Source organism: Pseudomonas sp. AF32, from assembly GCF_022342325.2.
Classification (GTDB): domain Bacteria; phylum Pseudomonadota; class Gammaproteobacteria; order Pseudomonadales; family Pseudomonadaceae; genus Aquipseudomonas; species Aquipseudomonas uvaldensis.
In genome coordinates this window covers 437510-450572 of record NZ_RQJK02000001.1, presented here as the reverse complement: position 1 = coordinate 450572, position 13063 = coordinate 437510, and the positions used below count along the sequence as shown (strand labels likewise).

Annotated in this window: 13 protein-coding genes; 10 read left to right on the top strand and 3 right to left on the bottom strand. The window is 59.9% G+C overall.

The annotated features are described in order from the left end of the window. Positions 1-120 precede the first annotated feature (120 nt). Entirely contained in the window at positions 121-888 is a 768-nt protein-coding gene (locus tag EGM97_RS02180; protein WP_238964798.1) for an FCD domain-containing protein, read from the top strand. Between the two features lie 65 nt (positions 889-953). On the opposite strand, the gene smpB is transcribed toward EGM97_RS02180, so the two are convergent. Beyond that, on the bottom strand, positions 954-1436 hold the full coding sequence (gene smpB / locus EGM97_RS02175) for an SsrA-binding protein SmpB (protein ID WP_053152101.1): 483 nt from the start codon (positions 1434-1436) through the stop codon (positions 954-956). A 118-nt stretch (positions 1437-1554) separates the two neighbouring features. Between smpB and EGM97_RS02170 the strand changes: the two genes are divergently transcribed. Genes EGM97_RS02170 through EGM97_RS02160 form a run of 3 tightly spaced genes read left to right on the top strand, consistent with a single transcriptional unit; the run spans position 1555 to position 3705 of the window. Beyond that, positions 1555-2958 carry a sodium-dependent transporter gene (locus EGM97_RS02170; protein WP_238964799.1) on the top strand — a complete coding sequence of 468 codons (1404 nt, stop codon included), beginning with the start codon at positions 1555-1557 and terminating at the stop codon, positions 2956-2958. A 7-nt stretch (positions 2959-2965) separates the two neighbouring features. Next, positions 2966-3409 carry a type II toxin-antitoxin system RatA family toxin gene (locus EGM97_RS02165; protein WP_041025009.1) on the top strand — a complete coding sequence of 148 codons (444 nt, stop codon included), beginning with the start codon at positions 2966-2968 and terminating at the stop codon, positions 3407-3409. After that, positions 3406-3705: an RnfH family protein gene (locus EGM97_RS02160; RefSeq protein WP_238964800.1), complete on the top strand. Its 300-nt coding sequence runs from the start codon at positions 3406-3408 to the stop codon at positions 3703-3705. Before EGM97_RS02165 ends, EGM97_RS02160 begins: the two co-directional genes overlap by 4 nt. Positions 3706-3768: 63 nt before the next feature. Here the strand turns inward: EGM97_RS02160 and EGM97_RS02155 are convergent, their stop codons facing one another. Then, complete coding sequence (locus tag EGM97_RS02155; RefSeq protein WP_238964801.1) at positions 3769-4296, bottom strand: outer membrane protein assembly factor BamE; 528 nt, start codon at positions 4294-4296, stop codon at positions 3769-3771. Positions 4297-4393: 97 nt separating this feature from the next. Here EGM97_RS02155 and fur point away from each other — a divergent pair, with 97 nt between their 5' ends. Then, complete coding sequence (gene fur / locus EGM97_RS02150) at positions 4394-4798, top strand: ferric iron uptake transcriptional regulator (RefSeq protein WP_042730876.1); 405 nt, start codon at positions 4394-4396, stop codon at positions 4796-4798. Between the two features lie 59 nt (positions 4799-4857). Here fur and recN read toward each other — a convergent pair whose 3' ends face one another. Further along, positions 4858-6531 carry a DNA repair protein RecN gene (gene recN / locus EGM97_RS02145; RefSeq protein ID WP_238964802.1) on the bottom strand — a complete coding sequence of 558 codons (1674 nt, stop codon included), beginning with the start codon at positions 6529-6531 and terminating at the stop codon, positions 4858-4860. Between the two features lie 241 nt (positions 6532-6772). Here recN and grpE point away from each other — a divergent pair, with 241 nt between their 5' ends. The 5 genes from grpE (at position 6773) to carA (ending at position 13007) form a co-directional block, all read left to right on the top strand. Then, a complete protein-coding gene (gene grpE, locus EGM97_RS02140; protein WP_238964803.1) occupies positions 6773-7339 on the top strand; it encodes a nucleotide exchange factor GrpE in 567 nt (188 codons plus the stop codon). 101 nt (positions 7340-7440) lie between these two features. Then, positions 7441-9357 (top strand): molecular chaperone DnaK, encoded by a 1917-nt coding sequence (dnaK, locus tag EGM97_RS02135; RefSeq protein ID WP_053152113.1) that lies wholly within the window; start codon positions 7441-7443, stop codon positions 9355-9357. Positions 9358-9677: 320 nt separating this feature from the next. Continuing rightward, on the top strand, positions 9678-10802 hold the full coding sequence (gene dnaJ, locus EGM97_RS02130; RefSeq protein ID WP_053152115.1) for a molecular chaperone DnaJ: 1125 nt from the start codon (positions 9678-9680) through the stop codon (positions 10800-10802). Positions 10803-10811: 9 nt separating this feature from the next. Beyond that, the gene (gene dapB / locus EGM97_RS02125; RefSeq protein ID WP_238964804.1) at positions 10812-11618 is read left to right on the top strand and encodes a 4-hydroxy-tetrahydrodipicolinate reductase; all 807 of its coding nucleotides are present in this window, start codon (positions 10812-10814) and stop codon (positions 11616-11618) included. Positions 11619-11870: 252 nt separating this feature from the next. Beyond that, positions 11871-13007 (top strand): glutamine-hydrolyzing carbamoyl-phosphate synthase small subunit, encoded by a 1137-nt coding sequence (gene carA, locus EGM97_RS02120; protein WP_053152119.1) that lies wholly within the window; start codon positions 11871-11873, stop codon positions 13005-13007. The last annotated feature ends 56 nt before the right edge of the window (positions 13008-13063 follow it).

Sequence of the window (13063 nt, the reverse complement as noted above, 5' to 3'; positions counted from 1 at the left end):
TAAGCGGTGCAGATCGCATCTGCTCCGGTCATACCCATGGCTTTTGAGGGGTGTGGTCAGGGGCCGGATAGGCCAGAATAGAGAGCCCGACGAGCCGTCGGGATGGTGGAGAGTCGAGTGATGGGGTTTGATCAGATTCGTCAGCGCCGTTTGTCTGACGATATTGTCGAGCGGCTGGAAGGCATGATCCTCGAAGGCACGCTGAAGGCCGGCGAACGGCTGCCGGCCGAGCGCACCCTGGCCGATCAGTTCGGCGTGTCACGCCCTTCGTTGCGCGAGGCGATCCAGAAACTGACAGCCAAGGGGCTGCTCGTAAGCCGTCAGGGTGGTGGCAATTATGTCGTGGAGTCACTGGGTTCGACGTTCAGTGATCCATTGCTACAACTGTTGGAAAGCAATCCCGAGGCTCAGCGGGACTTGCTGGAATTTCGTCATACCCTGGAAGCGTCCTGCGCCTATTACGCGGCATTGCGCGCCACCGATGTGGATCGCGAGCGGCTGACGGCGGCGTTCGAAGCGTTGCAGGATTGTTATTCCCGTCACGAAGAGGTGAGTCGGGCGGAGGAGGGCGCGGCGGATGCGCGGTTCCACCTGGCTATCGCCGAGGCCAGTCATAACGCGGTGCTGTTGCACACCATTCGTGGTCTGTTCGACCTGCTCAAGCGCAACGTGGTGACCAACATCGGCGGCATGTACAAGCAGCGCAGCGAAACCCGTGACATGCTGATCAGCCAACACCGGGAGTTGTACCAGGCGATCATGGATGGGCATGCCGAACAGGCGAGAGAAGTGTCCAGCCGACACATCCTGTATGTGCAGGAAGTATTGGAGGAAGTGCGCCAGGAAGTGCAGCGCGTGGCGCGGGCGGAGCGGCGCAAGGGAATATAGCCATGAAACCTGTGGGAAAACCTGTGGGGGCGAGCCTGCTCGCTCCCACATGGATCTTCCGGGGCTTAGTCTTCCTTGCCCTTGTTGCGCACGGCACGCTGCAACTCGCGACCGGCATCGCGTTCGCGCTCGGTATCGCGCTTGTCGTATTCCTTCTTGCCTTTGCCCAGCGCAATCTCGCACTTGATCAAGTGCTTGCTCCAGTACAGTGACGTGCAGACGCAGGTGTAGCCCTTCTGCTGGACGCCGGCGAAAAGCTTTTCCAGCTCGCGCTTATTGAGCAGCAGCTTGCGGGTGCGCACCGGGTCGGCAATGACGTGGGTGCTGGCGGTGGTCAGCGGCGTGATGTGACTGCCCAGTAGCCAGGCCTCGCCGTCCTTGAGCAGCACGTAGCTGTCGACCAGTTGTGCCTTGCCCGCGCGCAGGCTTTTTACTTCCCAACCGGCCAGGACCATGCCGGCCTCGAAACGTTGTTCGATGAAGTAATCGTGTCGCGCCTTTTTATTTTGCGCGATGGTCCCTGTGGGGTGTTTCTTCTGTTTAGCCATAGGGGCGGCATTATAGGCAGTTGCGTGCGTGTCGGCTACGGTGATGCAGCGTGCTTGAGCACCTTGAGTGAATCCCGGACAATGCGGCCTCTTTTTTGAACGCTTGGGCGTGATAACGATGTCGACAGACAAGGTCTCTGTCCACGGCAGTTGGGCTAGCCGCTGGGTCTTCATACTTGCTGCCACCGGTTCGGCCGTGGGGCTGGGTAGCATCTGGAAATTCCCCTACATGGTCGGCGTCTACGGTGGCGGAGCCTTCGTACTGATGTTTCTGGCCTGTATCGCGCTCATCGGTGCGCCGGTGATGTTGGCCGAAACCCTGATCGGCCGCCGCGCCCGGCAAAGCCCGGCCAACGCCCTGAAGGTGTTGGCGGTGGAGGCGGGGCACTCGACCAAATGGTCGTGGGGGGCGTTCGCCGGGATGATCACGGCGCTGTTGATCCTGTCTTTCTATAGCGTGGTCGGCGGCTGGTCGCTGGATTACATCATCGACATGGGGCGTGGTGACTTCCAGGGTGTACAGCCCGATCAGGTGGGCGCCTATTTCGGCAACGTGATTTCCGATCCCTGGCGGCTGACGCTCTGGCATACGATTTTCATGGTGCTGTCCGCCGTCGTGATTGCCAAGGGCGTGGTCGCGGGGCTTGAGCGCAGCTTGCGAATCATGATGCCGCTGCTGTTCGTGATGATCCTGGTGCTGCTTGGCTACAGCATGACCACCGGGCATTTCATGGAAGGCCTGCACTTCATGTTCGATTTCAAGCCGGAAAAGGTTCTGGACGGCTTGCTGCCGGCCATGGGGCATGCGTTTTTCTCCCTGAGCGTCGGTGTTGGCTCGATCATGATCTACGGTGCCTACATGCCGAAGAATGCCTCCCTCACCCGGACGGTGTTTGGTGTCGCGCTGCTGGATACCTTCGTGTCGTTGATGGCGGGCGTGGCATTGTTTCCGATTGTGTTCGCGGCAGGCCTGAACCCCAGCGAGGGGCCGGGGTTGATGTTTGTCAGCTTGCCCTTTGCCTTCGGCAGCATGGCGTTCGGCCAAGTGATGGGGGTGATATTTTTCGTCCTGGTCGCGATCGCAGCCTGGAGTTCGGCGATTTCCCTGCTGGAACCCATGGTGGCTTACCTGGTCGAGCGAACCCGGATCAGCCGCGCCTGGGTGACATTCTGGCTGGCGTTCACCTGTTGGTTCGTTGGCCTGGGCACGGTGTTTTCCTTCAATATATGGAAGCAGGCGAAGTTTTTCGTGAACGAAGACGGGCTGTTCCATCTCTACCAATGGGGAGCAACCGGAGGGCTGGACTTCTTCGGCGTGATTGATTTCTTCACATCGCGGATCATGCTGCCACTGGGCGGTTTGTGTTTCGTGGTGTTTGCAGGGTGGATCATGGGGCGTGATGCGGTGCGCGACGAGCTGTCGCTGCGCAGCCCGATGCTGTTCGCCTTGAGCCTGTTCCTGATGCGCTACGTGGCCCCCATCGGCATCCTCGTAGTGTTTGCCGCCCAGCTGTGGAAGTGACGCTTACATGACGACACATATTCAACGCTCGGCCTTGTTGCCCTACCCGGCGCAGGCGCTGTACGACTTGGTCAATGATGTGGCGAGCTACCCACAGTTCCTGCCCTGGTGCTCATCGGCCGAGGTGCTTGAAAGCTCTGAAACCCACATGCGCGCCAGCCTCAATGTCGCCAAGGGCGGGCTGAGCCAGCATTTCGTCACGCGCAATACCCTGGTGCCGGGGCAGTCCATTGAAATGAACCTGGAAGAAGGGCCTTTCAATCAGCTTCATGGGATCTGGGTGTTCAAGCCGTTGGGTGAGAAGGCCTGCAAGATCAGCCTGGATCTCTCGTTCGACTATGCGGGGCCCCTGGTGCGGGCCACGCTGGGGCCGTTGTTCAATCAGGCGGCCAACACCCTGGTCGACGCGTTCTGCCAGCGCGCCAAGCAGAACGCAGAGCTCAAGCGTTGATCGAGATAGAAGTGGTGTATGCCACCGCTGAACGGCACATCCTGCGGGCGGTTGCCGTGCAGGAAGGCACGACGGTTCGCGCCGCGCTGGGCGTATCCGGCCTTGCGCAGGTGGTTGCCGGGTTGGACCTGGCGACTTGTCCGGTGGGGATTTTCGGCAAAGTGGTTGCCGATCCGGAGCGCCAAGTGGTGCAGGCAGGGGATAGGCTTGAAATCTATCGACCGCTGCTGGCGGACCCCAAAGAGATCCGTCGCCTGCGAGCCGCCAAGGCTGCCCAGGCGCGTCAGTCCAAGTAATCGTCAAGCCTGTTTCGCAGGCAATAAAAAACCCGGCGCGCCGGGTTTTTTATTGGATGCAGCTTATTGCGGCGAGGTATCCAGAGGCTCGGGTGTCGGGACAGGTACGGTCTCGACGCTGTCCACGTCCTTCTGGATCTGATCCAGCAACGATCCAGGCTTGGCCGGTTTTTCCGGTTTCGGCTGTTCGGCGTTCTTGGTCGGATCGGTGACGGTGGTGCCGCTGTCCTTGCCCATGATGGCCTCGTCGCGGCTCACGCCAGGCATGAAATCGCCCGACAGGCTGACAAGTTGGTCATTGGCGTTGAAGATAACGCTGATGCGTTCCTGTTGGCGCTCGCCGCCACCTGGCTGCAAGCTGTAGAGATAATCCCAGCGATCGGCGTGGAACGTGTCGGTCAGCAAAGGGTTGCCCATGATAAACCGTACTTGCCGACGGGTCATTCCCGGGCGTAACTGGTCTATCATGTCCTGCGTGACGACATTGCCCTGCTGGATGTCGATTTTGTAAACCCCGGGGAATGAACAACCGGCGAGTGCGAGCAGTCCCACGAAGGTGAAACTGGTTAGCAAGAGCTTGGTGTTTTGCATCGGTGGGCGACTTCCACTATCTTGGCTGGGACAACGTAAACCCCGATCATACCCGCATTAAGAGAAGCTGCGAAGCAGCATCGCGAGAAAGCTGACCATGGTTGAAAATAGCGAACTACGCAAAGCCGGCCTCAAGGTGACACTGCCACGGGTCAAGATTCTGCAAATGCTCGATTCCGCAGAGCAGCGGCACATGAGTGCCGAAGACGTCTACAAGGCCCTTATGGAAGCGGGTGAGGATGTCGGTCTGGCCACGGTTTACCGTGTATTGACTCAATTCGAAGCTGCCGGGCTGGTGGCTCGCCATAATTTCGATGGCGGTCATGCGGTGTTTGAACTGGCGGACGGGGAACATCACGATCACATGGTGAACGTGGAAACCCGTGAAGTCATCGAATTCGTCAGTCCTGAAATCGAAAAGCTGCAAAAAGCAATTGCCGAAGAATATGGTTTCGAGCTGATCGATCACCATCTAGTCCTGCATGTGCGCAAGAAAAAGTAAGCTTGCGGCGTAAATAAAGAAGGCGACCTTGAGGTCGCCTTCTTTATTTACGCAGTTCTTCAGGATTTTGCCGCGACCACCATTTTCTTCGCATGGGCCAGGGACTCCTTGGTGAGGTCGATCCCCCCCAACATCCGCGCTACCTCCTCCACGCGTTCTGTCTTGTCGAGCTTGGATACTGCCGTGCGGGTGTCTTTCTCGCCTCGTACCTTGTGCACAAACAGGTGCTGGTGGCCCTGTGCGGCGACCTGGGGCAGGTGCGTGACCGTCAGGACTTGCCCGCGCTCTCCGAGTCGGCGTAGCAGTTGGCCGACGATTTCTGCCGTTGGCCCGCCAATGCCCACATCCACTTCGTCGAATACCAGGGTCGGCACCCGTGAGGTTTGCGCCGTAATGACCTGGATAGCCAGACTGATCCGCGACAACTCGCCACCGGACGCGACTTTTGCCAGTGCCTTGAGGGGTTGCCCTGGGTTGGCACTGACCAGCAGCTCGACCTGTTCCAATCCGTTGGGCTGCAGTTCGTCGCCGGTGTTCGGGCGCAGTTCGATGGTAAAACGACCGCCCGGCATGCCCAGACGCTGGATTTCCTGCTCCACGGTACTGGCCAGCCCTGTTGCGGCTTGCCGGCGTAGTGCGCTGAGTTCGCTGGCCTTTTCCTGGTAATGGCGGGCATAGGAGGCCAGTTCGTCCCCCAGGCGCTCGATGGACTCATCGTTGGCGTTCAGGGTTTCCAGTTCATCGAGCAGGCGTTGTTGCAGCTCGATGACGTCGGTTGGCTGGACGCGATGTTTGCGGGCCAGCGTATAAATAGTGTCCAGGCGTTCTTCCAGGTATTGCAGGCGTGCCGGGTCGGCATCGAAGTGATCGATGAACCGGTTCAATTCCCCGACGGCTTCTTCGACCTGAATCTGCGCACTGGTCAGCAGATTGGTCGCCTCGCTCAGGGAGCCGACGGAGTTGTTCACGCTGGTAAGCCGGTTCAGGCTTGCGGTCAGCGCGCTTAACACGTTGCCTGAATCGCTCTCGCTGCATTGCTCGACCACTTGCCGGCAAATACCCAGGAGGGTTTCGGCGTTGGTCAGGTTCTTGTGCTCCTGCTCCAGTTCCTCCAGTTCGTTCTCGCCCAGCGCGAGGTTTTCCAGCTCCTCGAGCTGATAGCTCAGCAATTGGTGGCGAGCCCGTTGTTCATCACCGGAATTGGAGAGCCGGTCCAGTTCCTGACGGGTCTGGCGCCAGCGCTGAGCGGCCAGTTGGACCTGGCGCGCCAGGTCGGTTGCGCCGGCGTATTCATCGAGCAGGCGGCGGTGGGTGTCGGTCTTGAGCAGGGACTGATGTTCATGCTGGCTGTGGATGTCGATCAGCAATTCGCCAAGGGCCTTGAGATCGCCCAGCGGGCAAGGGGTGCCGTTGATGTAGCCACGGGAGCGACCTTCTGCCGTGATGACCCGGCGCAGGATGCACAGGCCGTCGGTGTCCAGGTCGCGCTCGGCCAGCCAGGCGCTGGCTTCGGGAATATCGCCCAGGTCGAAGGTCGCCAGGATGTCGGCCTTGTCCGCGCCGGGGCGCACGACGCCGCTATCGGCGCGATCGCCCAGCGTCAGGCCCAGGGCGTCGAGCATGATCGACTTGCCGGCACCGGTTTCACCGGTGATCACGCTCATGCCTCGATCGAGTTCAAGGTCGAGGTGTTCCACGATGGCGTAATTGTGTACGGACAGGTGAACCAGCATAAGGCCGCTCCCAGGTTTCAGGTCTGGTTATTTATACAGTGTTTTGTTTTGAGCTGACAATGCCTGGTCTTAGCTCGATTTGATTGGTTTGGACTAATTCTTAGCGCGTTGAGCAATAGATAAGCGGGTGTTTTTTGTAGGGTTAATTCGTTTGGCGGCCCTTGAAGCTGAAAAACCCGACCCCATATACGGGGGCAGAAGCGCGAGTCGAGCTCGCGGACGAAATTGAAAGGAGAAATCTATGGCTGACGAACAGACACCGGATACGCAAAATCTAGACACCGATCAGGCTTCCCAGGATTCGAGCGAAGGCCTGGCGGCTCGTGTGCAAGTGCTCGAGGAGCAACTGGCGGGTGCGCAGGATCAGGCGTTGCGTGTCGCGGCCGACCTGCAGAACGTCCGCCGCCGCGCCGAGCAGGATGTGGAAAAGGCTCACAAATTCGCCCTGGAGCGTTTTGCCGGCGACCTGCTGCCGATCATCGATAGCCTGGAGCGCGGCCTGGAGCTGTCCAGCCCGGACGACGAGAACATTCGTCCGATGCGCGAAGGCATCGAACTGACCCTGAAGATGTTCCAGGACACCCTCAAGCGTTATCAGCTCGAAGCCATCGATCCCCATGGCGAACCCTTCAACGCCGAGCATCATCAGGCCATGGCGATGCAGGAAAGCGCCGACGTCGAGCCAAACAGTGTGCTGAAGGTTTTCCAGAAAGGGTACCTGCTCAACGGCCGCCTGCTGCGCCCGGCCATGGTTGTGGTCAGCAAGACGCCAGCGCCGGTTTCGCCTTCTATTGACGAGCAGGCTTGAAATCGGTCGCAACGGCCCCATTTAGAAGTCAAGCGTTTAAGTGCTACCGCAGTTAGCCACCACTGCTGCGGCAACAAAATCCAAGTTCCGGGAGAGTTAACATGGGCAAGATTATCGGTATCGACCTGGGGACCACCAACTCGTGCGTCTCCGTGCTGGAAAACGGCAAGGCCAAGGTTATTGAAAACGCTGAAGGCGCGCGCACCACGCCGTCGATCATTGCGTACGCCAACGATGGCGAAATCCTGGTCGGCCAGTCGGCCAAGCGTCAGGCAGTGACCAATCCGCATAACACCCTGTATGCGGTGAAGCGTCTGATCGGTCGCAAGTTCGACGAAGAAGTCGTTCAGAAAGACATCAAGATGGTGCCTTACAAGATCGCCAAGGCTGACAACGGCGACGCCTGGGTTGAAGTGAACAGCCAGAAGATGGCTCCGCCTCAGATCTCGGCCGAAATCCTGAAGAAAATGAAGAAAACCGCCGAAGACTACCTCGGCGAGTCCGTGACCGAAGCGGTCATCACCGTTCCTGCCTACTTCAACGACAGCCAGCGTCAGGCCACCAAGGACGCCGGCCGCATTGCGGGCCTGGACGTAAAACGTATTATCAACGAACCGACCGCTGCGGCTCTGGCCTACGGTATGGACAAGGCCAAGGGCGATCACACCGTGATCGTTTATGACCTGGGTGGCGGTACCTTCGACGTTTCCGTGATCGAGATCGCTGAAGTCGATGGCGAGCACCAGTTCGAAGTGTTGGCCACCAACGGCGACACCTTCCTCGGTGGTGAAGACTTCGACATCCGCCTGATCGACTACCTCGTCGACGAGTTCAAGAAAGAAACCGGCATGAACCTCAAGGGCGACCCGCTGGCGATGCAGCGCCTGAAAGAAGCCGCTGAGAAAGCCAAGATCGAGTTGTCTTCGAGCCAGTCGACCGACGTGAACCTGCCGTACATCACTGCAGATGCCACCGGTCCTAAGCACCTGAACGTGAAGATCTCCCGCGCCAAGCTCGAAGCGCTGGTGGAAGACCTGGTTCAACGCACCATCGAACCTTGCCGCATCGCCATGAAGGACGCCGGTATCGACGTTGGCGCGATCAACGACGTGATCCTGGTCGGTGGCCAGACTCGTATGCCGCTGGTTCAGAAGCTGGTGACCGATTTCTTCGGCAAAGAGCCACGCAAGGACGTGAACCCGGACGAAGCCGTTGCCATGGGTGCTGCCATTCAGGGCGCCGTACTGGCCGGTGACGTGAAAGACGTTCTGCTGCTTGACGTCAGCCCGCTGACCCTGGGTATCGAAACCATGGGCGGCGTGATGACCGCGCTGATCGAGAAAAACACCACGATTCCTACCAAGAAATCCCAGGTGTTCTCGACTGCCGATGACAACCAGAGCGCCGTGACCATTCACGTGCTGCAGGGCGAGCGCAAGCAGGCCGCACAGAACAAGTCCCTGGGCAAGTTCGACCTGGCCGAGATTCCACCGGCTCCACGTGGCGTGCCGCAAATCGAAGTGACCTTCGACATCGACGCCAACGGCATCCTGCACGTCGGCGCGAAAGACAAGGCCACTGGCAAGACCCAGTCGATCGTGATCAAGGCCAACTCCGGTCTGTCCGAGGAAGAAATTCAGCAGATGGTTCGCGATGCTGAAGTCAACGCCGAGGAAGACCGCAAGTTCGAAGAGCTGGCCAGCGCCCGCAACCAGGGTGATGCCCTGGTGCACTCGACTCGCAAGATGATTGCCGATGCTGGCGAGAAAGTGACTGCCGAAGAGAAGACTGCGATCGAAGCAGCCGTGGTTGCCCTGGAAGCCGCCGTCAAGGGCGACGACAAGGCTGCCATCGAAGCGAAGATCGAAGAGCTGTCCAAAGTCTCCGCGCCAGTGGCCCAGAAGATGTACGCCGAGCAGGCTCAGCCGGCTGAAGGCGCTGCACAGCAAGGCGAGTCGGCAGGCAAGGCTGACGACGTCGTCGACGCTGAGTTCGAAGAAGTGAAAGAAAACAAGTAATCGCTTGTTGGTCGGCCGGTTGACTGCATTTGTGCGGTGGCTGGTAGGATGTCGCCGCGCGGGAGCTTGCTCCCGCGTTGGCGTGTCTGGAGACAACGAATTTTTACAGCATGCGACAGCGTTCGGGTGCTGGCGGCCTGATCGGGAATGCTCCTGCTTTCCGGTCGGCGAAAGGCCGCATTTTGGCCGGATCCCTGGCTGAAAGATTTAAGACCAGGATCGTTTCGACGTGAGCTGGGTCCGGGCCTGCATGGGGGCTCAGCGAGTTTGGCGAAGCTCAGGAGAGTTGCGCCGGACGTCCTATAAGAGTGCGAAGACTAATGGCAAAGCGTGATTTCTACGAAGTATTGGGTGTTGAGCGGGGGGCCAGCGAGGCAGAGCTGAAAAAGGCCTATCGCCGTCTGGCGATGAAGCACCACCCGGACCGTAACCCTGGCGATAAAGCGTCGGAAGAGCTGTTCAAGGAAGCTAACGAGGCTTACGAGGTACTGTCGGACTCCAGCAAGCGCGCGGCTTACGACCAGTACGGTCATGCGGGCGTCGACCCGAGCATGGGGGGTGGCGGTGCGGGCTTCGGCGGCCAGAACTTCTCCGATATCTTCGGTGATGTGTTCAGCGATTTCTTCGGCGGTGGTCGCGGTGGCGCCCGGGGCGGCGCGCAGCGTGGCAGCGACTTGCGTTACACGCTGGAGCTGAACCTGGAAGAAGCGGTGCGCGGTACCACCGTCAATATCCGTGTTCCGACATTGGTCAACTGCAAACCCTGCGACGGTTCGGGTGCCAAGAAGGGGTCTTCCCCGGTCACCTGCCCGACTTGCGGTGGTATTGGCCAGGTTCGCATGCAGCAAGGCTTCTTCTCGGTGCAGCAGACCTGCCCGCGTTGCCATGGCCAGGGCAAAATCATTTCCGACCCGTGCGATTCCTGCCACGGTGAAGGGCGCGTCGAAGAGTACAAGACGCTGTCGGTCAAGGTGCCTGCCGGTGTCGATACCGGCGACCGCATTCGTCTGTCCGGCGAGGGCGAGGCGGGTGCGCAGGGCGGACCGACCGGCGATCTTTATGTGGTGATCAACGTGCGCGAGCACGCGATCTTCCAGCGCGACGGCAAGCATCTGTTCTGCGAAGTGCCGATCAGCTTTGTCGATGCGGCCCTGGGTGGCGAGCTTGAGATCCCGACCCTCGATGGTCGCGTCAAACTGAAGATCCCTGAGGGTACGCAGACCGGCAAGCAGTTCCGCATTCGCGGCAAAGGCGTTGCGCCAGTTCGTGGCGGCGGTGCCGGTGACCTGATGTGCCGCGTTGCGGTAGAGACGCCGGTCAACCTGAGTCGGCGCCAGCGTGAGTTGCTGGAAGAGTTCCGCAGTTCGCTGGAGGGTGACAACAGCCACTCCCCGAAAACCACCGGTTGGTTCGAAGGCGTGAAGCGCTTCTTCGGCGATCTGTAAGGAGGTCGCATGCGACGTATAGCTGTGATGGGCGCTGCAGGGCGCATGGGCAAAGCGCTGGTCGAGGCGGTGCAGCAGCGCTCGCCGCTCTCGGGGCTGACCGCGGCCATCGTTCGGCCCGACAGCACCCTGGTCGGCGCCGATGCCGGTGAGCTGGCTTCGCTGGGTCGTATCGGTGTTCCGATGTCCGGTGGGCTGGAAAAGGTGTTGGATGAATTCGATGTCCTGATCGACTTCACCCTGCCGGAGGTGATGCTGAAAAACCTCGCCATCTGCCGCAAGAACGGCAAAGCCATGGTCATCGGCACGACAGGCCTGGATGCTGCGCAGAAGCAATTGCTGGCCGACGCCGGAAAGGACATTCCGATCGTGTTTGCGGCGAACTTCAGCGTGGGTGTGAACCTGTCACTGAAACTGCTGGATCTGACAGCCCGGGTCCTGGGTGATGATGCGGACATCGAAATCATCGAGGCGCATCACCGTCACAAGATCGACGCACCTTCGGGCACCGCCTTGCGCATGGGCGAAGTGATCGCTGATGCGCTGGGGCGCGATCTGCAGGAAGTGGCGGTGTATGGTCGCCAGGGGCACACTGGCGCCCGTGAGCGGGATACCATCGGTTTCGCTACCGTGCGGGGCGGTGATGTGGTGGGGGATCATACGGTGCTGTTCGCCACCGAAGGCGAGCGACTGGAAATCACCCACAAAGCGTCCAGCCGCATGACCTTCGCCAAGGGCGCAGTGCGGGCCGCGCTATGGCTGGATGGTCGCGAAGCAGGCCTGTACGACATGCAGGACGTTCTCGACCTGCGCTGATCCGGAAGACGGGGTTCAGGTTATACTGCGCCCCGTTTTACACCGCTTCGCGACGGCCTGTCGCATTCCTCTGCCTTTAAGGCTCATTAGCGGTGGACCAAAAAAGCCTTTTTCTGTAAGCTACAGCTTTAGTGTGTCCACTAAAAGCGCGCAGAATAATTCAGTGAACAAGCGGGGTGACGTGTCCATACGTCACTCCGCTTTTTTACAACCTGCGATCGCCCTTTCAGGCTTTATTTACGGGAGGTCTTCTTGACTAAGCCAGCCATACTCGCCCTTGCTGATGGCAGCATTTTTCGCGGCGAAGCCATTGGAGCCGACGGTCAGACCGTTGGTGAGGTGGTGTTTAACACCGCAATGACCGGCTATCAGGAAATTCTTACCGATCCTTCCTACGCCCAGCAAATCGTTACCCTGACCTACCCGCACATCGGCAACACCGGTACCACGCCGGAAGATGCCGAATCCGATCGCGTCTGGTCCGCTGGCCTGGTCATCCGTGACCTGCCGCTGGTAGCGAGCAACTGGCGTAACACGATGTCCCTGTCCGATTACCTGAAAGCCAACAATGTCGTGGCGATCGCTGGCATCGACACGCGTCGCCTGACCCGTATCCTGCGGGAAAAAGGCGCGCAGAACGGCTGCATCATGGCCGGCGACAACATTTCCGAAGAAGCTGCGATCGCTGCTGCCCAGGGTTTCCCTGGCCTGAAAGGCATGGACCTGGCGAAAGTCGTCAGCACCAAGAAACAGTACGAGTGGCGTTCCTCGGTCTGGAACCTGAAGACCGACAGCCATCCGACGATCGAAGCGTCCGAGCTGCCGTACCACGTGGTTGCGTACGACTACGGCGTCAAGCTGAACATCCTGCGCATGCTGGTGGAGCGTGGCTGCCGCGTGACCGTGGTGCCGGCGCAAACTCCGGCCGCCGATGTGCTGGCTCTCAACCCGGATGGCGTGTTCCTGTCCAACGGCCCGGGTGACCCGGAGCCTTGCGACTACGCGATCCAGGCGATCAAGGACGTGCTGGAAACCGAGATCCCGGTATTCGGCATCTGCCTCGGGCACCAGTTGCTGGCCCTGGCCTCGGGCGCCAAGACGCTGAAGATGGGCCACGGCCACCATGGCGCCAACCACCCGGTCCAGGATCTGGACACCGGCGTCGTGATGATCACCAGCCAGAACCACGGTTTCGCAGTGGATGAAGCGACCCTGCCGGCCAACGTGCGGGCGATTCACAAATCGCTGTTCGACGGCACGCTGCAAGGCATCGAGCGCACCGACAAGAGCGCGTTCAGCTTCCAGGGCCACCCTGAAGCGAGCCCGGGCCCGAACGACGTGGCTCCGCTGTTCGATCGCTTCATCAATGAGATGGCCAAGCGACGCTGACCGCGTAAGCCCGAGGGCGGCCCCAGTACGGCGGCCCCCTCAGGCGCTGCAAGATT